General features: G+C 56.7%; 20 protein-coding genes. 12 read left to right on the top strand and 8 right to left on the bottom strand.

The features are described 5' to 3' along the window. The first annotated feature begins 64 nt into the window (after positions 1-64). On the top strand, positions 65-1,234 hold the full coding sequence (dacD, locus tag QZQ97_RS04565; protein WP_311992435.1) for a serine-type D-Ala-D-Ala carboxypeptidase DacD: 1,170 nt from the start codon (positions 65-67) through the stop codon (positions 1,232-1,234). Between the two features lie 72 nt (positions 1,235-1,306). Further along, positions 1,307-2,206 (top strand): LysR family transcriptional regulator, encoded by a 900-nt coding sequence (locus tag QZQ97_RS04570; RefSeq protein ID WP_311992436.1) that lies wholly within the window; start codon positions 1,307-1,309, stop codon positions 2,204-2,206. On the opposite strand, the gene QZQ97_RS04575 is transcribed toward QZQ97_RS04570, so the two are convergent. The 6 genes from QZQ97_RS04575 to sapA form a co-directional block, all read right to left on the bottom strand. Beyond that, entirely contained in the window at positions 2,207-3,397 is a 1,191-nt protein-coding gene (locus QZQ97_RS04575; RefSeq protein WP_311992437.1) for a CMD domain-containing protein, read from the bottom strand. A gap of 421 nt (positions 3,398-3,818) precedes the next feature. After that, on the bottom strand, positions 3,819-4,631 hold the full coding sequence (sapF, locus tag QZQ97_RS04580; protein ID WP_311992438.1) for a putrescine export ABC transporter ATP-binding protein SapF: 813 nt from the start codon (positions 4,629-4,631) through the stop codon (positions 3,819-3,821). Between the two features lies 1 nt (position 4,632). Next, on the bottom strand, positions 4,633-5,625 hold the full coding sequence (gene sapD / locus QZQ97_RS04585) for a putrescine export ABC transporter ATP-binding protein SapD (protein WP_311992439.1): 993 nt from the start codon (positions 5,623-5,625) through the stop codon (positions 4,633-4,635). Then, positions 5,625-6,515 carry a putrescine export ABC transporter permease SapC gene (sapC, locus tag QZQ97_RS04590; RefSeq protein WP_311992440.1) on the bottom strand — a complete coding sequence of 297 codons (891 nt, stop codon included), beginning with the start codon at positions 6,513-6,515 and terminating at the stop codon, positions 5,625-5,627. Before sapC ends, sapD begins: the two co-directional genes overlap by 1 nt. Continuing rightward, positions 6,502-7,467 (bottom strand): putrescine export ABC transporter permease SapB, encoded by a 966-nt coding sequence (sapB, locus tag QZQ97_RS04595; protein WP_311992441.1) that lies wholly within the window; start codon positions 7,465-7,467, stop codon positions 6,502-6,504. Before sapB ends, sapC begins: the two co-directional genes overlap by 14 nt. Continuing rightward, positions 7,464-9,116: an ABC transporter substrate-binding protein SapA gene (sapA, locus tag QZQ97_RS04600; protein ID WP_311992442.1), complete on the bottom strand. Its 1,653-nt coding sequence runs from the start codon at positions 9,114-9,116 to the stop codon at positions 7,464-7,466. Before sapA ends, sapB begins: the two co-directional genes overlap by 4 nt. A gap of 206 nt (positions 9,117-9,322) precedes the next feature. On the opposite strand from sapA, the gene folE2 reads away from it, so the two are divergent. The 3 genes from folE2 to zigA are packed head-to-tail and all read left to right on the top strand — an operon-like array spanning position 9,323 to position 12,002. Further along, positions 9,323-10,252: a GTP cyclohydrolase FolE2 gene (gene folE2 / locus QZQ97_RS04605; RefSeq protein ID WP_311992443.1), complete on the top strand. Its 930-nt coding sequence runs from the start codon at positions 9,323-9,325 to the stop codon at positions 10,250-10,252. After that, positions 10,242-10,802 (top strand): carbonate dehydratase, encoded by a 561-nt coding sequence (locus QZQ97_RS04610; protein WP_311992444.1) that lies wholly within the window; start codon positions 10,242-10,244, stop codon positions 10,800-10,802. Before folE2 ends, QZQ97_RS04610 begins: the two co-directional genes overlap by 11 nt. 12 nt (positions 10,803-10,814) lie before the next feature. After that, positions 10,815-12,002, top strand: coding sequence for a zinc metallochaperone GTPase ZigA (gene zigA / locus QZQ97_RS04615; protein WP_311992445.1), 1,188 nt, complete (start codon positions 10,815-10,817; stop codon positions 12,000-12,002). A gap of 193 nt (positions 12,003-12,195) precedes the next feature. On the opposite strand, the gene pspF is transcribed toward zigA, so the two are convergent. Continuing rightward, positions 12,196-13,203: a phage shock protein operon transcriptional activator gene (gene pspF, locus QZQ97_RS04620; RefSeq protein WP_311992446.1), complete on the bottom strand. Its 1,008-nt coding sequence runs from the start codon at positions 13,201-13,203 to the stop codon at positions 12,196-12,198. A gap of 184 nt (positions 13,204-13,387) precedes the next feature. Here pspF and pspA point away from each other — a divergent pair, with 184 nt between their 5' ends. From pspA to tyrR, 7 genes are all read left to right on the top strand, one after another. Further along, positions 13,388-14,053, top strand: a complete 666-nt coding sequence (pspA, locus tag QZQ97_RS04625; RefSeq protein WP_311992447.1) for a phage shock protein PspA — start codon at positions 13,388-13,390, stop codon at positions 14,051-14,053. Between the two features lie 59 nt (positions 14,054-14,112). Then, on the top strand, positions 14,113-14,340 hold the full coding sequence (pspB, locus tag QZQ97_RS04630; protein WP_006319541.1) for an envelope stress response membrane protein PspB: 228 nt from the start codon (positions 14,113-14,115) through the stop codon (positions 14,338-14,340). Next, positions 14,340-14,699 (top strand): envelope stress response membrane protein PspC, encoded by a 360-nt coding sequence (pspC, locus tag QZQ97_RS04635; RefSeq protein ID WP_311992448.1) that lies wholly within the window; start codon positions 14,340-14,342, stop codon positions 14,697-14,699. Before pspB ends, pspC begins: the two co-directional genes overlap by 1 nt. Positions 14,700-14,794: 95 nt before the next feature. Then, a complete protein-coding gene (gene pspD, locus QZQ97_RS04640) occupies positions 14,795-15,061 on the top strand; it encodes a phage shock protein PspD (RefSeq protein ID WP_006319543.1) in 267 nt (88 codons plus the stop codon). Next, positions 15,042-16,439 carry a YcjX family protein gene (locus tag QZQ97_RS04645; RefSeq protein WP_311992449.1) on the top strand — a complete coding sequence of 466 codons (1,398 nt, stop codon included), beginning with the start codon at positions 15,042-15,044 and terminating at the stop codon, positions 16,437-16,439. The genes pspD and QZQ97_RS04645 overlap by 20 nt, the downstream gene beginning before the upstream one ends. After that, the gene (locus QZQ97_RS04650) at positions 16,436-17,497 is read left to right on the top strand and encodes a YcjF family protein (RefSeq protein WP_062870999.1); all 1,062 of its coding nucleotides are present in this window, start codon (positions 16,436-16,438) and stop codon (positions 17,495-17,497) included. The genes QZQ97_RS04645 and QZQ97_RS04650 overlap by 4 nt, the downstream gene beginning before the upstream one ends. A 327-nt stretch (positions 17,498-17,824) precedes the next feature. Continuing rightward, the gene (gene tyrR / locus QZQ97_RS04655) at positions 17,825-19,396 is read left to right on the top strand and encodes a transcriptional regulator TyrR (protein ID WP_311992450.1); all 1,572 of its coding nucleotides are present in this window, start codon (positions 17,825-17,827) and stop codon (positions 19,394-19,396) included. Positions 19,397-19,458: 62 nt separating this feature from the next. Here tyrR and tpx read toward each other — a convergent pair whose 3' ends face one another. Beyond that, complete coding sequence (gene tpx, locus QZQ97_RS04660; RefSeq protein WP_006319550.1) at positions 19,459-19,962, bottom strand: thiol peroxidase; 504 nt, start codon at positions 19,960-19,962, stop codon at positions 19,459-19,461. Positions 19,963-20,122: the final 160 nt, after the last annotated feature.

Genomic DNA, 20,122 nt, shown 5'->3' on the forward strand with positions numbered 1-20,122 from the left:
TACGCGCCGCTTTAGGGCAGTCTATCTCGCGGATTATATTAGAATTTTATTTAAGGATGGATGAGTGAAGCATTCAGTATTGTCTGTGATAACCGGAATTCTGCTGCCGTTGGCGGTACAGGCGGCGGATGCGCCACTCAGTTTTCCTCTCAATACACCGCCGGCGATAGACGCGGCCTCTTATGTATTGATGGATTACACCACCGGTCAGGTACTGGCGGAGAACAATGCGGACGAGCGGCGCAATCCGGCCAGCCTGACCAAACTGATGACCGGGTTGGTGATTGATCATGCGCTCGATCAACACAAAATTGGCCTGGACGACGTAGTGACCGTGGGCAAAGACGCCTGGGCGCAGGGCAATCCTGTGTTCAAGGGTTCCTCGCTGATGTTCCTGAAGCCCGGTGACAGGGTCACGGTACGTGATCTCAGTCGCGGCATTATTATTGACTCCGGCAACGATGCCTGCGTGGCGATGGCGGACTACGTGGCGGGCAGCCAGACCGCGTTCGTCAAACTGATGAATGAAAAAAGCACTCAGCTTGGCCTGAAAAATACCCATTTTGAAACCGTTCACGGGCTGGACGCGCCAGGCCAGTTCACTACGGCCGGCGATCTGGCGTTGATTTCACGTGCCATCATCATGAGCGAACCGGCGGAATATCATATGTACAGCGAAAAATCGCTGTCCTGGAACGGGATTACCCAACAGAACCGCAATGGGCTGCTGTGGGATAAAAACCTGCGGGTGGACGGCCTGAAAACGGGGCATACCGAATCGGCCGGTTTTAACATTATTGCCTCCGCAACGGAAGGCGACCGGCGTTTGATCGCCGTCGTGATGGGCGGTAAAAGTGCAAAAGGGCGAGAAGATCAGGCCCGTAAACTGCTGACCTGGGGCCTGCGAGATTTCGCCACCGTGCATCTGTTTAGCGCCGGGCAAACTCTGGGGCAGGAAAAAGTGTGGTATGGCGATCGCCACCTTGTGCCGGTGGGCAGTGAGCAGGATCAATACATCAGCCTGCCAAAGCGCGAAGCGGACAAGTTGAAAGCCCAGTATGTGATAAATTCCTCGCGTCTTGACGCCCCGTTGGCAAAGGGACAGTCAATTGGGGAGATTCGCATCAGCGATAACGGCATGCTATTGAAAACCCTGCCGCTGGTGGCGCTGCAGTCGGTAAATAACGGCGGTATGCTCTCGCGCCTGATGGACTACGCGAAGCTGAAACTCTGAACCATGGGCACCGCGCCCAAAAAGCTTCCGCGATGATATACTCAGGGTAGTCATTATTTTCCGAGCCGCTTTATGGACATCAAACAACTGATTTACCTCTGTAACCTGGAAAGAGAGCGCCATTTTGGACGTGCGGCGGAGGCCAGCTTCGTTAGCCAGCCGACGTTATCCATGCGGTTGAAAAATCTGGAAAAAGAATTGGGAGTTTCGTTGATTAACCGCGGTAATAACTTTGAAGGTTTTACTGCGGAAGGCGAGCGTGTATTGGCGTGGGCGCGCGAGATTGTGTCGGTTTATCAGGGGCTGAAACTGGAGGTGGAGTCGCTCAAGCACGGCTTTAACGGCACCCTGCGTATCGGGGCCGTGCCGCAGTGCAGCATTTCGCTGGCGCAGATGCTGAAGGCGGTCAGCGAACGTTTTCCTCAGTTGGACTATCGGATTGCGGTGCTGAGCGCCGATCAGTTGCTGGAAGCCTTGACGGCGCATACCGTGGATATCGGTATCGGTTTCTTCGAGTTGGCGACATTGAAAGAGCTGCACTTCCAGTCGCAACCTTTGTCGGACACGGGTATCGAATTGGTATTCCATCCGCAGCACTTCCCGCAATTGGTGGGGGATAAACCGTTGACGCTGGCGGAGGTGACCGCGCTGCCGCTATGCCTGGCTGAACCCACACGTTACTTCCGGCGTTACCTCGATCAACACTTCCGCGAAGCCGGGTTGACGCTGCATGCACGCATGGAAACCACATCGATATTCCAACTGCTGGAAGGCATTTTCGTTGGTCTGGGGTGCGGTCTGTTTCCGCAAGGTAATCTGCTGCCGGCCATGACACCGGACCTGCAGCGGCGGCCAATCGCCATTCCTGCCATGTCACGACATGCGGCAGTGGTGATTGCTGAGCCGGGGCGGGCAACGCCGTTGGCTCAGCACTTTTTTGACGCTGCCGGCAATTGGCTGCTGCAGCAGTAATTATGCCGGTTGACTCTCGCCGATCGCCTGCGCATCGCCGAGAGTCTGACGTAAACGGTTCTCCCAGGCGTAGAGCGCGGCGGTGAGGATCACGTCCAGCGCCTGGGCCTGATTCAGGCCGCTGTTAAACAGCGGTTGCACACTGCGCGGGGTGAATTTTTCCGGCGTGCGGGTCAGGTCTGCGGCAACGCGGATCACCGCCTGTATCACAGGATTATCGCTGCTTTCCAGCCCGCGGTTAATGTCGGTGAAGAGGGCACCTGCCAATGCGCCGTCCTGAATATCCTGGGCCACGGTCGATGCGCAGTAGCGGCTGCCGTTAATGCGAGCAACAGCCAGTGTCGCCAGCGCTTTCAGCCGCGCCGACAGGCCGTAGCCGTCCGCGTTGATGCTGTTAAAAACGCCGTTGCGTTCACGTAACGCGGGGGCATCGTGGGCCAGCAGCAGAAAATAAGGCTCGCTGCGGGCGTCCGGGTGACTTTGATCGAGTACGTCGAGTTGTTCAGCCCGAGCGTCTTCCAGCGTTATCGGCGGTAACCGGGATTGCCACGCCAGTTCCTCTTCGGTGAATTCCACCCCTTCGGCATCGTCTATGTTCGGGAAACCGGGCACTACCCCCGTTGGCCGCCCGGCTAGCGCAGCCACGCCGGCGACGACGCGCGCCTGGTAACTGACAAAACCGATAATCTGCGAAAAGGTCACGATATCCGCCGGGCTTAAACCGACATCACTGAGCTGTTGCAGCGCTTTGCTGCAAATCAGGGTCGGTTGGCTGGCTAGCTGGCGGGCGTATTGTGTGATCTGGGCGAGGCGGATATTGCTTTCACGAGAGGCGTCGGGGCTGTGCAACGGGGCGAGGCGGGCAGCGTAATGGCTACAAAGAGATTGTACGCCGGTCACCTGAGCCACGGTCAGGGCGGTGCTAAGACGATCGTAAGGTGACAATGTCACTAGCCTTGTCAATTCCACCTGGTCTGGGAACAGCACATGATAACTGGCATGCGAGGCGTTAAACACCCCGGCACGGGCGGTCAGTGCGGTGTTCAACGCTTCGTCGGCAAATGCGCCCAACCCCAGCAGAAATCTGTCGCGTAGGGTGGCCGCCTGCGGCTCAAGCGGCTGGTCTCCGCGAACGCTGCTTTGGGTTTCGTGATACCACTGGGCATTATGTTGTCGACGTAGTAGTTCCATAGGGCGGTAATCCTTAATCATGAGCAACAGCCACCGGTGCGACAGGCAGCGGCGGCGAGACAAAAGAGGCACATGCCCGGATACGGGCACGGAAAGGCAGGATCAGCGGCGATCATCACAACACAATGCGTGACCATAAACAGAGAAACCTGCGGCTAAAGCGAGCAGAAACTGCGCGAGTTGGCGATTGCGTGGGCTGTTCATCAGTGCGATATCCTGTCGTTTAATAAGCTCAACGTAGGGGATATCCTCACCGATTCGATTGGCGAGATAAAATAATGTTAAGTGCTAATCAATAACTGAATGGAATAAAATATAATGATATATAACAAATTTGTAATTTGTATTTGAGGATATTGGATAAGCGCAGTGGAGGGTTAGGCAATAAAAAACCCGCTCGAAAGCGGGTTTCCTGCAAGCGTCAGAATCGGCCGCCGTCGCGCCGCCAGGCATCTGCGGTGAGCGCTTCGCCGAAGTGGCTGGCGATCAGCCGTTTGGTCAGATCGTGCAACGGCGCAGCCAGAACTTCGGCGGTGCTCCCACGTTCAACGATTTCCCCTTCGTGCATCACCATGACCTGATCGCTGATGTGCTTCATCATGCCCAGATGCTGAGTTACATAGATGTACGAAATTCCGTGTTTCTCCTGCAGTTCCAGCATCAGGTTGATGATCTGCGAACGCATCGACATGTCCAGCGAAGCCAGTGCCTCATCGGCGACGATGACCTTGGGTTGCAAGATCAGCGCACGGGCCAGCGCCACCCGCTGTTTCTGGCCGGAGGCCAGCATATGCGGATAGTAATAAGCGTGGTCCGGCAGCATCCCCACCTGCCGCAGAGTCTGATTGATGCGCTGCTCGCGCTGTGGGCCTTCCAGATCGGTATTCAGCCGCAGCGGGGCGTCAAGCAGTTGGCCGATGCGTTGGCGCGGATTAAGTGACGTGCTCGGATCCTGAAATATCATGCGGATGCGCTGGCTGCGGTAGCGGTAATCGCCGTAGTCGAGCCGGTGATCGTCGATCAGCAGTTCGCCGGATGAAGGCTCAACCATGCCGGACAACATCTTCGCCAGCGTCGATTTGCCGGAACCGTTTTCACCGATGATCGCCAGCGTCTGCCGTTCACGGAGGGTAAAGCTGACTGATTTCACCGCTTCAACGTGCTGGCGACGGAACAGCCCGGTGCGGTAACGGTAGGTTTTGGTCAGGTTGCGCACTTCCAACAGCGTTTCCATGTTATTGCTCCTCCATGTTCAACGGGAAGTGGCAGGCGAAGAAGTGGTTTTTCACCGGGCGCAGGCGCGGCGTTTCGATGCACTTTTTCTGCGCGTAAGGGCAACGTGGCCCCAGACGGCAACCGATCGGCAGATGTTCCAGCGACGGAATGGCGCCCGGCAACGTATTGAGCCGGCTTTTATGCGGCAACGAACGGCCAAAATCCGGCATTGAGCGGATCAGCGCCTGAGTGTACGGATGATGAGGCGCCGCCAGCAGATCTTCACACTGCGCGCTTTCTACCGTTTGGCCGCAATACAACACGTTCACCCGGTCGGCCCATTTGCTCATCATCTGCAGATCGTGGCTGATCAATAAAATGGTGGTGTTGTTGTTTTGATTCAGCCGGGCCAGCAGGCGGAAAATTTGCGCCTGGGTGGTGGGTTCCATGGCGTTGGTCGGCTCATCGGCAATCAGCAGGCGCGGCTGGTTGGCCAGGGCGATGGCGATCATCACTTTCTGGCATTCGCCTTCGGTCAGCTCATAAGGGAAGCTGCCCATGATGTCGACATGATCTTTGATGCCAACCCGGTGCAGCAGCTCAATGGCGCGACGTTTGCGCCAGTTGAAACGCTGCCACCAGCGGCCCTTATAGGTCCAGCCAGGGATCGCCTGCGCCAGTTGGCGGCCGATGCTCTCAGAAGGGTCCAGGCACGACTGTGGCTCCTGGAAAATCATCGAGACGTTATGCCCGACCAGCTTGCGTCGCTCGCGTGGCGTCAATTGCAGCAGGTCGATATCATCAAAGCGGAAACGGTCTGCGGTGACGCGCCAGTTGTCTTTGGTTACGCCGCAAATCGCTTTGGCGATCAGGCTCTTGCCCGAGCCGGATTCACCCACCAGGCCACGCACTTCACCTTCGGTCAGCGTCATGCTGACGCGGTCGACCGCCTTGACCGGCCCGTCGGCGGTCATAAATTCAATCGTCAGGTTGCGGATATCAAGTAACGGCATTATTCCACTCCTGCGTTGATTGCGCGGCGCATACCGTCGCCCAACAGGTTAACCAGCAGCACGCTGATCAGGATCGCCGCACCGGGCAACATGACCGTCCAGGGCGCGACGTACACCAGCTCCAGCGAATCGCCTAACATGGCGCCCCATTCCGGCGAAGGCAATTGCGCGCCGAGATCGAGGAAGCCGAGTGCGGCGATATCCAGGATCGCCATCGACAGCGCGCGAGTAAATTCGGTTACCAGCACCGCAGCGATATTCGGCATCACCGCGTACCACAAGATTTGCGGCGTGGAGGCGCCGTCGAGACGCACCGCCACCACATATTCTTTTTCCAGCTCGTCGTGCACCGCGCTGTAAATGGTGCGCACCATGCGCGGCAACAGCGCCAGCCAGACCGCCAGCATCGCGTGCTCGAGCTTTGGCCCAAGGAACGCCACCACCACAATCGCCAGCAGCAGCGAGGGAATGGAGAGCAGGGTGTCGAGAATGTGGTTCAGCACCGCCGAGCGCAGGCCGTGGGTAACGCCGGCAAACACGCCGAGGATCACGCCGAAAAAGGCGGCGGCCAGGGTAACCAATAACGCGGATCCATAGGTCGCGGCAGTGCCGGTCAGCAGGCGGCTAAGAATATCGCGGCCAAGATCGTCAGTGCCGAGAAAGAAGGAAACGTTGCCGTAACGCGACCAGGAAGGCGGCAGCAACTGATAGCCCAGGAACTGTTGATCGAGTGCATAAGGCGCCAGCAGGCTGCCGAATACGCACAGCAGCAGCAGCGCGATCACGCCGTAGAAGCCGATCATCGCCAGGGCATCGCCGTAAAAAATCCGCCAGGTGTAAAGCAGCGGGCTGGGCATTTTCTTTTCGCGGTATACGTTATCTAAGGGCATACCATTCCTTATGTTTCAATGGGTTGGTTGCTGCACCCAAAATGTCGGCCAGGACGTTAATGGTGATCACCAGCGTGCCGACCACCATTATGCCGGCGGAGATCGCCGCATAATCCTGCTGGCGGATGGCGTTAATCATCCAGCGGCCGAGGCCAGGCCAACTGAAGACCATTTCGGTGATCATCGCCAGCGTCAGCATGGTGGAGAATTGCAGCCCCAGCTTGGGCACGATAGGCGGCAATGCATTATGCAGTACGTGGCGGCGGATAATGGTAAAGCGGGATAACCCCCGGGTGGCGGCGGCTTTGATGTAGTTTTGGTTGAGCACGTCGTCGGTGCTGATCCGCATCAGGCGTACCACTTCGGTCGTGGGCGCTACCGCCAGCGCGGCAATAGGCAAAATCATATGGCGCAACGCGCTGCCGATCATCTCGGAACGGTACGGCGAATCTGACAGCCAGGCATCAATCAGCGCAAAGCCGGTGATGGGTTTGACCTGATACAGCAGATCGAAACGGCCCGAAACCGGCAACCAGCCAAGGTGCAGCGAGAAAAACAGCATCAGCAGCAATGCCAACCAGAAAACCGGCATCGAAAACCCGAGCAGTGCAAAAGTGCTGATGGCGGTGTCCTGCCATTTTCCGCGCATTACGCCGGCGATAATCCCCAACGGAATGCCGATAAATAACGCCAGAGTAAAAGCGAGTATGCACAGCTCCATGGTGGCGGGGAATACTTCACGCAGTTGCTCACTGATAGCCTGGCCGTTAATGCTGGAAACGCCAAAATCCCAGTGCAGCAGGCTGACAAAGTAAAAGTGGTAGGCATCGAGCAGGGCGGCGCCGTTCAGCGGCGCGCGTGGCGTGAAATAGCTCAGGCTAAAGCTGACCAGAGTCAGGAAGAACAGTGTGATCAGCAACAACAAGATGCGGCGCAAGGTAAAGATAATCACTTTTTCGGCCCCTCCGCGGATTCACGGTACACCCCGGCAAATGACGCGTTGCCGAACGGGCTCAATACCAGACCTTTGATGTCGTAGCGGTAAGCCTGCAGGCGCAATGAGGACGCCAGCGGCAACACCGGCAGTTGCTGCTCAAGAATTTTTTGCGCCTTTTGGTAGTTTTCGATGCGTTGCGACAACTGCTGTGACAGCAGAGCATTTTGCAGCACCTCGTCAAACCCAGGCTCACACCAGTGAGCATAGTTGGTTTGCGAGCGGATTGCCGCGCAGCTCAACAGCGGCCGGAAGAAACTGTCCGGGTCGTTGCTGTCGGTGGCCCAGCCGGTGAGGGTCAGATCGTGATTCATCTCCATCAGTCGCGCTTCCTGGAAGCGGCCTTCTACCGGCACGATAGTGACGTTAATGCCAACCTGGCCCAAATCGGCCTGGATCAGTTCGGCGGTCTTCAGTGGGCTGGGGTTATAGGACTGTGATGCGGTAGGGACCCACAGCTTCAGATTCAACGATTCAATACCCGCTTGCTTGAGCATTTCGCGCGATTTTGCCGGATCAAACTCGGTGACGTGGGCTTCATTGTCGTAGGCCCACGAGGCGCGCGGCAGAATGGAGGCAGCGGTTTCCGCCGTGCCGTAATAAATCGACTGCATCAGGCGTTGGTTGTTGATAGCCAGTGAAATGGCCTGACGCACTTTTAAATCGTTCAACGGCGGTTTGCGGGTATTGAAAGCCAGATAGGCGATGTTCATGCCCGGCCGAAGCGTAAGGCGCAGGCGCGGGTCGTCGCGCAGAATCGAGAGCTGGCTGGCTGCGGGATAGGCGAGCACGTCGCACTCGCCGGTCAACAACTTAGACAACCGGCCGGTGCCGCCGGCGCCCAGGTCGATCACCACCTGCGGCATGCGCGGCAGGCCTTTCCAGTAGACGTCATTGCGCGCCAGACGGATATATTGCCCCGAACGATATTCATTCAACAGGAAGGGCCCGGTGCCGACCGGCTCACGATCGATCATTTCCTGATGGCCTTCGCGCGTCAGGCCTTGCGCATATTCTGCCGACATCACCGGGGCGTAGTGGGTCGCGATATGCCACAAAAACGAGGCGTCCGGCGCCTGCAGGCGGATCTCGACGGTGTAGTCGTCGAGCTTCTTCACGCTTTGCACCGAGTCGCCAAACTGCAGGCTGTCGAAGTAAGGGTACTCGCCGCCGTTGACATCATGATACGGATGCTTCTGATTAAACATGCGTTCAAAGCTGAACACCACGTCGTCGGCGTTCAATTTGCGCGTTGGCGTAAACCAGGCGGTGGTCTGGAATGGCACGTCCTTGCGCAGGTGGAAGCGGTAGGTTGCGCCGTTATCGAGCACTTCCCAGCTTTGCGCCAGTTCGGGGATCAGCCGGTAGGTATAAGGGTCGACATCCAGCAGGCGGTCGTACAGCTGTGCGGCCAGGGTATCGACAGTCAGCCCGCTGCTGGCCATCTGCGGATTAAAGGTGTTCAGTATGCCGCTGACGCAATAGACAAAGCCGCTCTGGCGGATGTCCGGCAACGGCGTCGCCGCGGTGGGCGCAGGCGGTGTTGAGGCCAGAGCGGAATTCGCCAGGCAGCTCAATGACAGAATCCAAAGGGGTAAACCACGCATAGACGCTTCATGGGTTAATAAGCAATAGCGTTAGTGTATCGCACTCTGGCGAACTGCCCAATCCATTGAGCAAAATGGCTGAGTTTTCTGCGACTTGATTGAACACTTTGCCGTCACAGGCAAAAAATAACACAAATGATATGTTATAACATAACAAATTCATGTTACCGTTCCCAGGCACGATATCAATAACCGCAAGGGGACATATGAACAAGATTGCACCTCCACCACCCCAGCCGTTGCCGGATGCCCAGGCCTGGCAGGGTGAGATGAGTGAAGTCGGGCTCGATTGGGTCGGGATGCAAGAGATAGCGCTGCCATTGGAATTGGCGGGCAAGCCGTTGATGACGAAGGTCAACGTTGGCATCAATCTTCTCGCCAACCGTCAAGGCTCGCGGGGAATACACATGTCACGGCTGTATCTGGCGCTGGATGAATTGACGCAGGGCGAACTGACGCCGCAGTGCATCGGGCAGACGCTAAAGGCCATTTTGGCTTCTCAGCCCGAACACAGTGACCGTGTGAGCTTGAGCATCAGCGGCGAGCTGCTGCTGTCGCGGCCGGCATTGCTGTCGCCAAACCGCGGCTGGAAAGCCTACCCGCTGCGCATTGACGCTACCTTGAACAAGACTCTGGCGCTATCGCTGACGGTCGGCGTGCCGTATTCCTCTACCTGTCCCAGCTCGGCGGCGCTCAGCCGTCAACTGGCGCAACAGCAGTTTCAGTTTGATTTTGAACAGGAGTCGGACAGGGTCGATCGGCAGCAGGTGATCGAGTGGCTGGGTGAGCAGGGAATGCCCGCTACCCCGCACAGCCAGCGCAGTTGGGCCTGGGTGACGCTGACGCTCAGTGGCAGTGAACCGGCGTTACCGGTGGTCAATTTAATCGATCGCATTGAGCATGCGCTCGGCACGCCGTCGCAAACGTTGGTAAAGCGCCGGGACGAACAGGCATTTGCCCTGGCTAATGGCCAGAACCTGATGTTTTGCGAGGACGCAGCGCGTCGTCTGTACCGGATGCTGCGCAGCCAATGTGGCCAGCGGGGGTTCTCGTTGCGGGTGGAGCATCAGGAAAGTCTGCACGCCCACAATGCGGTGGCCGAATTGAGCTGGCGGGAGGAAGGCGATGCTGCGTAAAAATCCCAGTGGCCACCTGCCGCAAGTATCGCCAAAGGCTTATATCGATCCTACCGCCATTATCTGTGGCCGGGTGGTTGTCGAAGATTTTGTCTACGTTGGCCCCTACGCGGTGATCCGCGCCGATGAACTGAATGCGGCCGGCGATATGGAACCGATCGTTATCGGTTCTCACTCGAATATTCAGGACGGCGTGGTGATCCACTCGAAAAGCGGAGCGGCGGTCAACATCGGCCGCTACAGCTCCATCGCCCATCGCGCGATTGTTCACGGCCCATGTCGCATAGAGGATCGGGTGTTTATCGGTTTCAACAGCGTGCTGTTCAACTGCCATATCCGTTCCGGCTGCGTGGTGCGGTACAACGCGGTGGTGGATGGCGTCACGCTACCGGAGAACCTGTATATCCCATCGACCGAGCGTGTGGGCGCCGACAGCGACCTGTCGTTGTATCGCCAGGTTGATCGCAGCGCGCTGCAATTTTCTGAAGAGGTGGCCGCCACTAACGTCGAACTGGTTCGCGGCTACCAGGCATTACGAAATGAGTTTTAAGTGAGGAACCTGATGAATCCGTTACCCGTTACCGTACTTTCCGGTTTTCTCGGCGCCGGTAAAACCACGGTGCTGAACCATATTCTGAATAACCGCCAGGGCATGCGCGTGGCGGTGATCGTTAATGACATGAGCGAAGTGAACATTGATGCTGCGCTGATCGAGAACCAGGTCCAGCTCGATCGCCGACAGGAAAAACTGGTGGAAATGAGCAATGGCTGCATTTGCTGCACGTTGCGCGAAGATCTGTTGGTCTCGGTGCGTGAATTGGCGCAGGCCGGTCGCTTCGATTATCTGCTGATTGAATCCAGCGGTATTTCAGAACCGCTGCCGGTGGCGGAAACCTTCACCTTTGAAGATGAACAGGGTGAAAGCCTGTCGCAGTTCGCCCGGCTGGATACGCTGGTCACGGTGGTGGATGGCGTGAATTTCATGCAGCAATACCAGCAGGCTCAGACCTTGCAGGAGGCCGGGCAAAGCCTGGGCGAGGACGATCTGCGCAGCGTGGCGGACCTGCTGATCGAGCAAATCGAATTTTGTGATGTGATGCTGGTGAGTAAAACCGATTTGCTGACGCCAGAACAGCAGGGGGAAATCATGGCGCTGCTTGCCAGCCTTAACCCGGTCGCCAATATTATCCCTATTTCCCCCGGCAAATTACCGTTGAAGGCCGTATTGAACACCGGCAGCTTCAGCTTCGAAAAGGCCCAACAGGCGCCGGGCTGGTTGAAGGAATTGCGGGGTGAACATGTTCCGGAGACGGAACACTATGGTATCAGCAGCTTTGTCTATCAGGCTCGGCGACCGTTTGATCCCGATAAGTTTTATCGGATGATCAACGGCGACTGGGGGGGCGGCAAGCTGTTGCGTTCAAAGGGGTTCTTTTGGCTGGCTACTCGCCCGCGGCAAGCGGGGCAGTGGAACCAGGCCGGTGGCATCGCTCATTATGGGCTGGCGGGCACCTTCTGGCGCGCGCTGGCGCAGGAGAACTGGCCACAAGATGAAGAAACCCGAGCGCAAATTAAGGCAAAATGGGTGGAGCCGTTTGGCGATATGCGCCAGGAATTGGTGTTTATCGGCCAGCACCTGCGGCAGGCGGAAATCACCCGTTTGCTGGATGCCTGCCTGCTGAACGATGACCAAATGGCGGCGGGTGTGGACTATTGGCTGGATATGGCCGATCCCTTCCCTGAATGGTAAGTGCACAGTATCAGTGTGGTAATGAGAAATATTCTCAACAAAGCGCTTTACAGGTGATACTGATAACTATTATCATCACCTGGCAGTTTACGGAAGGCCAGAGTTAGTGGCCCGGTAGTGAAAGGCACGACATTGCTCACATTGCTTCCAGTGTTTTTTAAGCCAGCTCGGGTGCTGGCTTTTTTTTTGCCCATTATTCTTCGTCCGCATCTCCATTTTGCAGGAGTGCATGTTTTTTCAGCATCCCCCGCAACTGATGATAGGTCAGCCCCAGCAGGCCCGCTGCCTTGCGTTGGTTAAATTTCCCTTGTTGCAGCGCCGCTTCGATCAACGACTTTTCCTGTTCCAACTGCCAGTTTTTTAAATCCAGCGGCAGCGTCGGTCGATCATTGTGCGTTTCGCGCTCCGGCAGCGGAAGGGGGCTTTCCCGTTGGGCAAAGGGATTGATAACAATCTCATCGAGCGCGCTGGCGCTGGTGCCGTGCCGGTACACCGAGCGTTCCACCACGTTTTTCAATTCCCGCACGTTGCCCGGCCAGCTATAGGCGAGCAGCGTATCTCTGGCGCGTTCGGTAAAGCCGGGGAACAACTGCAGCGACAGCTCGCGGCACATCTGAATCGCAAAGTGTTCAGCCAGCAACATGATGTCTTGCTGGCGTTGGCGCAGCGGCGGCAGTTGAACGACGTCGAACGCCAGCCGATCCAGCAGGTCGGCGCGGAATTTTCCCGCGGCCGCCAGCGCAGGCAAGTCATCGTTGGTGGCGCACACCAACCGCACATCAACCTGCAGTGGTTGGCTGCCGCCTACACGCTCCAGATGGCCGTATTCAATCACCCGCAGCAGTTTTTCCTGCACCAGCATGGGGGCGGTGGCCAGTTCGTCGAGAAACAACGTGCCACCGTCGGCGCGCTCAAAGCGGCCCAGGTGGCGTTTCTGCGCACCGGTAAAGGCACCCGCTTCATGGCCGAACAGCTCGGAATCCAGTAAGTTTTCATTCAAAGCCGCGCAGTTAAGCGAGATAAACGGCCCTTGCCAGCGGTTGGAAAGGTAGTGGAGACGGTGGGCGATCAGCTCTTTGCCGGTGCCGCGTTCGCCGATCACCAACACTGGCTTGTTCAACTTTGCCAGTTGCGAGACTTGTTCCAATACTTCGACAAAGGCGTTCGCTTCGCCCAGCAGGTTTTCTAACTGTTCGCTCATGATGAAATTCGCCAATGTTTGGTGAAAATAATCACTCTACAGCATGCTGGTGGAGAGTCAAAAATAAATAATGCTTAATATTCAATGAAGTAAAAGTTGGCACGGGTTTTGATTAAGTCTTTGGGCAAGATGTATTACTTAACGCGGCGCTTCAGACGCCATCAGAACCAAGAGGAAGTGAATTATGGGTATTTTTTCTCGTTTTGCCGACATCGTGAACGCCAATATCAATACGCTGCTGGATAAGGCAGAAGATCCGCAAAAACTGGTACGCCTGATGATCCAGGAGATGGAAGACACGCTGGTTGAAGTGCGCTCCACCTCGGCGCGTGCGTTGGCGGAGAAAAAGCAACTGCTGCGCCGCATTGAGCAGGGTGAAAATCAGCTCAACGATTGGCAGGACAAGGCCGAACTGGCACTGCGTAAAGATAAAGAAGACCTGGCCCGCGCGGCGTTGATCGAAAAACAGAAAGTGGCTGACCTGATCTCAACGCTGACCCACGAAGTGTCTATCGTGGAAGAGACGCTGGCCAGGATGAAAAGCGAAATCGGCGAGCTGGAAAACAAGTTGACCGAAACCCGTGCACGCCAGCAGGCGTTAACGCTCCGTCATCAGGCAGCATCCTCCTCTCGCGACGTGCGCCGCCAGCTCGACAGCGGCAAACTGGATGAGGCGATGGCGCGTTTCGAACAGTTTGAGCGCCGTATCGATCATATGGAAGCCGAAGCGGAAAGCGTCATCATCGGTAAAAAGAAGTCTCTGGACCAGGAGTTTGCCGAACTGAAGGCCGACGATGCCATCAGCGAACAACTGGCGGCGCTGAAAGCCAAAATGAACCGCACTGAGTAAGGCTACAGCGGCCACTATGATGTGGCCGCCTATTACAGACGCAATAAGAAGGAAAAGAAATGAGTGCTCTACTACTTGCCATTCCGTTGACAATCTTTGTGTTGTTTGTCGCACCGATTTGGCTTTGGCTGCATTACAGCAATCGGCAACAAAACGGCATTCAACTGAGCCATCAGGAAATGCAGCGTCTGGCACAGTTGGCCGACGATGCCAAGCGCATGCGTGAACGCATTCAGGCGCTGGAAGAAATCCTCGATGCAGAACACCCGAACTGGAGACAGTCTTGATGAGCAATACTCTGGGCAGTAAAAAACTTTATCGCGTACCTGAGGAAGGCATGGTGAAGGGCGTCTGCGCCGGTCTGGCTCATTATTTTGACGTGCCGGTGCGCCTGATCCGCGTAATAGTGGTGCTGTCGATGATTTTCGGCCTGTTTTTCTTCACGCTGGTGGCCTATTTCGCGCTGGTTTTCGTGCTGGATGAGGCACCGGCCAGCCGTTTCGAAGGCGAAAACAACAAGACGCCGCGCCAGTTGCTCGATCAACTGGAGTACGAACTGGGCAGTGGCGAACAGCAACTGCGTCAGGTTGAGCGTTACGTCACGTCGGATACCTTCGGCGTACAGAGCCGTTTCCGCAAGCTGTAACCCTGCCTCGCGTGCTATGACCTGCGCGTGGCGCAGGTCAGGCATTGTACTTGCCAACATCCTTTTAAAGTGAACCGTGCCGGAGGGCATTGATAATGAATAAAACCTATGCCGCAAAAGCCGTTAAATCCGCTGGAATCAAACAAGGAGCAGGTACAGTGTTGAAGACTTTGTCTAAAGTGATCATCATAGCATTACTGAATTACGGCCCTGCCGGCGCGGCCGGCTGGTTGCTGCGGACCGTTGGTCGCAAACCGATTCGCTTTGTACTGGCACTGGTGCTGGAACCCCTGTTCCGCAAAGGCCTGAACAAGGTATTTGGGCGTTACGCCAAGGAGAACAATGAAACGACTGCAAAATGAGTTAACCTCGCTGGTCAACCGCGGGATGGATCGCCATTTGCGTCTGGCGGTGACCGGCCTTAGCCGCAGCGGCAAAACCGCCTTTATCACTGCCTTCGTCAACCAACTGCTGCATGTTCACAGCGGTGCGCGCATGCCGCTGTTTTCGCCAGTACGCGAAGAACGTTTGCTGGGCGTGAAACGCATTCCGCAGCGCGATCTTGGCATTCAACGTTTTACCTATGATGAAGGGCTGGCTCAGCTTTATGGCACCCCGCCAAGTTGGCCGACCCCGACGCGCGGCGTCAGCGAAATTCGCCTGGCGCTGCGCTACCGTTCCAACGATTCGTTGCTGCGGCATTTTAAAGATACCTCGACGCTGTATCTGGAGATCGTCGATTACCCCGGCGAGTGGTTGCTGGACTTGCCCATGCTGGAACAGGACTATCTGGCCTGGTCGCGCCAGATGGCCGGTCTGTTGCAGGGCGATCGCGCCGAGTGGGCCAAGCCCTGGCTAGAACTGTGCAAAGGTTGCGATCCGCTCGCGCCGGCCGATGAAAACAAGTTGGCGGCTATTGCTCAGGCCTACACCGATTATCTGCTGCGCTGCAAAAGCGAAGGCTTGCACTTTATCCAGCCGGGCCGCTTCGTGCTGCCGGGCGATCTGGCCGGTGCACCGGCGTTGCAGTTTTTCCCGTGGCCCAATGTCGACAGTCTCGGCGAATCGAAACTGGCGCAGGCTGACAAGCACACCAACATCGGCATGCTGCGGGCGCGTTTCAATTACTACTGCCAGTCCATCGTCAAAAACTTCTATAAAGAACATTTCGTCCGTTTCGATCGGCAGATTGTGCTGGTTGACTGCTTGCAACCGCTCAACAGCGGCCCACAGGCGTTCAACGACATGCGCCTGGCGCTGACCCAACTGATGCAAAGTTTCCACTACGGTAAGCGCACGCTGTTTCGCAGGTTGTTCTCGCCGACCATCGACAAGCTGATGTTTGCCGCCACCAAGGCGGATCACATTACCGCCGACCAGCACGCCAATCTGGTGTCGTTGTTGCAGCAGTTGGTGCAGGAAGCGTGGCAGAACGCGGCGTTTGAGGGCATCAGCATGGACTGTGTGGGGCTGGCCTCCGTGCAGGCGACCGAAAGCGGCATCGTCGATCACCAGGGGCAGCGGATCCCGGCCTTGAAGGGTAATCGCCTCACCGATGGTGCGCCACTGACGGTGTTCCCCGGCGAAGTGCCGGCGCGTTTGCCGGGGCCGGCTTTCTGGCAAAACCAGGGTTTCCACTTTGATGAATTTCGGCCCAGGGCCATGAGCGTGGACAGCCCGTTGCCGCATATCCGCCTGGATGCGGTGATGGAGTTTTTATTGGGAGATAAATTGCGATGAGCGAACCTATAAAGCCGCGTATCGATTTTGAAGAACCGTTGCAGCCGCCGCAAGAGCCAATATTGCGCGCCAACGTCGCTTTTGATGAACAGCAGGCGGAGCGTTTTTTCCCGGCTGCGCCGGAGTTGGAGCAGGAAGAGGAAGAAGGGCGCGCCGAAGGCATTATCAATGCCGCGCTGAAACCCAAACGCAGCCTATGGCGCAAAATGGTTACCGCCGGGTTGGCGCTGTTCGGCGTCAGTGTAGTGGCGCAGGGCGTGCAGTGGGTGCATACCGCTTGGGTGCAGCAGGATTGGATTGCCATGGGAGGCGGCGTGGCAGGCGGCTTGATCGTGTTTGCCGGGGTGGGCTCGGTAGTGACCGAATGGCGCCGGTTGTATCGTCTGCGCCAGCGTGCGGAAGAGCGCGACGTAGCGCGAGAACTGTTGCACAGCCACGGGTTGGGCAAGGGCCGAGAGTTCTGCGAGAAGCTGGCGCGGCAGGCCGGCCTCGATCAGGGCCACCCTGCGTTACAGCGCTGGCAGGCTTCACTGCATGAAACTCAAAACGACCGTGAAGTGGTGGCGCTTTATGCCAAGCTGGTGCAACCAGTATTGGATAATCAGGCACGCCGTGAAATCAGTCGTTCGGCGGCCGAATCTACGTTAATGATCGCCGTCAGCCCGCTGGCGCTGGTAGATATGGCGTTTATCGCCTGGCGCAACATTCGGCTGATCAACCGCATCGCGGCGTTGTACGGCATCGAGCTGGGTTATTTCAGCCGTCTGCGGCTGTTCCGCCTGGTGCTGCTGAATATCGCCTTTGCCGGTGCGTCAGAACTGGTGCGCGAGGTGGGGATGGATTGGATGTCACAGGATCTCGCCGCACGGCTGTCAGCCCGCGCAGCCCAGGGGATTGGCGCAGGTTTGCTGACCGCCAGGCTGGGCATCAAGGCCATGGAGCTGTGCCGGCCGCTTCCTTGGCTGGAAGGTGAGAAGCCCAAACTTGGGGATTTCCGCAGCCAGTTGGTCGGTCAACTGAAAGACGCCATGAAAAAAAGCGATAACAAAGCCAAATAACTCGCTGCTGCGCCCACCCGGGCGCAGTTGCTTATTTCTGCATCGATAACCGCCGCGCAGCTCAATACGTAACCTCTGGTTGACGAAAGACGATCTCCCTGCAATCACATTATATTTATCTGAAAAATTATTGCCGGTTATGATAACTCTCTGCAAATGAACTAAAATGACGCCGATGGTGTTATTTACTTGCGTTTAAAATCATCAACGACGGCGATAAATCAGAGTTCTGTCAACTTTTGCTGACAGATTGCTTCTACCGCTCGGGGTGAGAGAGTATCATCATCGTCAGTCATCCCCGCACTTGCAGAGATAAGGCCAATACTGATGCGTTTGGAAGTATTTTGCGAAGACCGGCTCGGTCTGACTCGAGAATTACTCGATCTTTTGGTATCGCGCAGCATTGATTTACGGGGTATCGAAATCGATCCCATCGGCCGCATTTACCTCAATTTTTCCCAGCTGGATTTTGACACCTTCCGTGCGCTGATGGCGGAAATCCGCCGCATTGCCGGTGTGACCGACGTGCGCACCGTTAACTTCATGCCATCCGAGCGCGAACACCGTGCGTTGCGGGCGCTGCTGGAGTCGATGCCGGAGCCGGTATTTTCGATTGATATGCGGGGCAAGGTCGAGTTGGCCAACCCGGCAGCGCAGGCGCTGTTCAACTTCAGCGAAGATAAAATTCGCAATCAGACCGCTGCGGCGCTGATTGGTGGCTATAACTTCAGCCGCTGGCTGGAGAGCGAACAAACGGAGCCGCATTCTGAACGAGTCGTGATCCGCAGTCAGGATTTCCTGATGGATATCACGCCCATCTATCTGGAAGACGAAAACCAGCAGAAGGCTACCGTTGGCGCGGTGGTCATGCTGAAATCCACCGCTCGCATGGGGCGCCAGCTGCAGAACTTGTCGGTGAACGACGATACCGAATTCGATCATATCGTGGCCGTCAGCCCGAAAATGCGTCAGGTGCTGGAGCAGGCGCGTAAACTGGCGATGCTGGATGCGCCATTGCTGTTGGTCGGCGACACCGGCACCGGCAAAGACATTCTGGCTCGCGCCTGTCACTTGCGCAGTCCGCGCGGCAAACAGCCGTTCCTGGCGCTAAATTGCGCCGCTCTGCCGGATGACGTGGTGGAAAGCGAATTGTTCGGCCATGCGCCTGGCGCTTACCCCAATGCGCTGGAAGGCAAGAAGGGTTTCTTCGAGCAGGCGCACGGCGGCTCGGTACTGTTGGATGAGATCGGTGAAATGTCGCCGCGCATGCAAACCAAACTGCTGCGTTTCATCAACGACGGCACTTTCCGCCGCGTAGGGGAAGAACATGAAGTGCACGTGGATGTGCGGGTCATCTGCGCTACCCAGAAAAATTTGACGGAGCTGGTGCAGCGCGGTGAATTCCGCGAGGATCTCTATTATCGCCTTAACGTGCTGACTATCACCATTCCGCCGCTGCGCGAGCGTCCGCAGGACATCATGCCGTTGACCGAGCTGTTTGTGGCACGCTTTGCCGACGAACAGGGTGTGGCGCGGCCGAAGTTGGCGAACGATCTGGGCAGTTTCCTCAGCAAATACGGTTGGCCGGGCAACGTGCGGCAGCTGAAAAACGCCATTTACCGCGCTCTGACGCAAACGGAAGGCTTTGAACTGCGCCCGCAGGATATCGTATTGCCTGAGTTTGAGGTTGAGATGTCGCTGGGCGACGAAGTACTGGACGGTTCTCTGGACGATATCAGCAAGCGTTTCGAGCGTTCGGTGCTGACGCGGTTGTACCGCACTTACCCGAGTACGCGAAAACTGGCGAAACGTCTGGGGGTCTCGCATACCGCGATCGCCAACAAGCTGCGTGAGTATGGGTTGAGCAGCCGCAAGGCGACAGGGGAAAGCGAAGAATAAAAAACGGGCGCCGTGGCGCCCGTTTCGCTTATCAGAGCCCGCGAAAGCCGGCCCTGTTCATATCACTTCAGTGCAGCCAGCGCAGCATCGTAATCCGGCTCGTTGGTGATCTCATTCACCAACTCGCTGTACAGCACATTGTCCTGGCCATCCAGCACCACGACCGCACGTGCAGTCAGACCCGCCAGCGGGCCTTCAGCGATTTCGACGCCGTAAGCCTGTTTGAACTCTGCGCCGCGCAGGGTGGACAGCGTCACTACGTTGCTCAGGCCTTCCGCGCCGCAGAAGCGTGACTGGGCGAACGGCAGATCGGAGGAGATGCACAGCACTACGGTGTTATCCAGACCGCTCGCCAGCTGGTTGAATTTACGTACCGAGGCAGCGCAAACGCCGGTATCAATACTTGGGAAGATGTTCAGGACTTTGCGTTTACCTGCGAAGCTGCTTAGCGCTACGTCTGACAGGTCTTTGGCAACCAGAGAGAATGCTTTGGCTTGTTCGCCCGATTGTGGCAGGTGGCCTGCAACGCTGACCGGGTTACCTTGGAAATGTACTGTCTGAGTCATTGGCTTGGTTCCTTTTACAGGTGTTTATACAAAGGGTATGAGCCTAATAAAACAGTCCCAATGGCTGGGTTTACCATTAGGTTCACGCCCTGGCGTCAGTTTAAGTCAACAATTGTGGGTTGGATATATAAAGTTTGCTAAATAGTTGTATATATTAGGT

The organism is Serratia sp. root2 (assembly GCF_031931805.1).
Classification (GTDB): Bacteria; Pseudomonadota; Gammaproteobacteria; order Enterobacterales; family Enterobacteriaceae; genus Serratia; species Serratia inhibens.

Excerpts from the sequence above, each read along its gene's own strand:
- QZQ97_RS04570 (WP_311992436.1), top strand. The coding sequence starts at position 1,307 with ATGGACATCAAACAACTGATTTACCTCTGTAACCTGGAAAGAGAGCGC.
- QZQ97_RS04575 (WP_311992437.1), bottom strand. The coding sequence starts at position 3,397 with ATGGAACTACTACGTCGACAACATAATGCCCAGTGGTATCACGAAACC.
- sapF (WP_311992438.1), bottom strand. The coding sequence starts at position 4,631 with ATGGAAACGCTGTTGGAAGTGCGCAACCTGACCAAAACCTACCGTTAC.
- sapD (WP_311992439.1), bottom strand. The coding sequence starts at position 5,625 with ATGCCGTTACTTGATATCCGCAACCTGACGATTGAATTTATGACCGCC.
- sapC (WP_311992440.1), bottom strand. The coding sequence starts at position 6,515 with ATGCCCTTAGATAACGTATACCGCGAAAAGAAAATGCCCAGCCCGCTG.
- sapA (WP_311992442.1), bottom strand. The coding sequence starts at position 9,116 with ATGCGTGGTTTACCCCTTTGGATTCTGTCATTGAGCTGCCTGGCGAAT.
- folE2 (WP_311992443.1), top strand. The coding sequence starts at position 9,323 with ATGAACAAGATTGCACCTCCACCACCCCAGCCGTTGCCGGATGCCCAG.
- QZQ97_RS04610 (WP_311992444.1), top strand. The coding sequence starts at position 10,242 with ATGCTGCGTAAAAATCCCAGTGGCCACCTGCCGCAAGTATCGCCAAAG.
- zigA (WP_311992445.1), top strand. The coding sequence starts at position 10,815 with ATGAATCCGTTACCCGTTACCGTACTTTCCGGTTTTCTCGGCGCCGGT.
- pspF (WP_311992446.1), bottom strand. The coding sequence starts at position 13,203 with ATGAGCGAACAGTTAGAAAACCTGCTGGGCGAAGCGAACGCCTTTGTC.
- pspA (WP_311992447.1), top strand. The coding sequence starts at position 13,388 with ATGGGTATTTTTTCTCGTTTTGCCGACATCGTGAACGCCAATATCAAT.
- pspB (WP_006319541.1), top strand. The coding sequence starts at position 14,113 with ATGAGTGCTCTACTACTTGCCATTCCGTTGACAATCTTTGTGTTGTTT.
- pspC (WP_311992448.1), top strand. The coding sequence starts at position 14,340 with ATGAGCAATACTCTGGGCAGTAAAAAACTTTATCGCGTACCTGAGGAA.
- pspD (WP_006319543.1), top strand. The coding sequence starts at position 14,795 with ATGAATAAAACCTATGCCGCAAAAGCCGTTAAATCCGCTGGAATCAAA.
- QZQ97_RS04645 (WP_311992449.1), top strand. The coding sequence starts at position 15,042 with ATGAAACGACTGCAAAATGAGTTAACCTCGCTGGTCAACCGCGGGATG.
- QZQ97_RS04650 (WP_062870999.1), top strand. The coding sequence starts at position 16,436 with ATGAGCGAACCTATAAAGCCGCGTATCGATTTTGAAGAACCGTTGCAG.
- tyrR (WP_311992450.1), top strand. The coding sequence starts at position 17,825 with ATGCGTTTGGAAGTATTTTGCGAAGACCGGCTCGGTCTGACTCGAGAA.
- tpx (WP_006319550.1), bottom strand. The coding sequence starts at position 19,962 with ATGACTCAGACAGTACATTTCCAAGGTAACCCGGTCAGCGTTGCAGGC.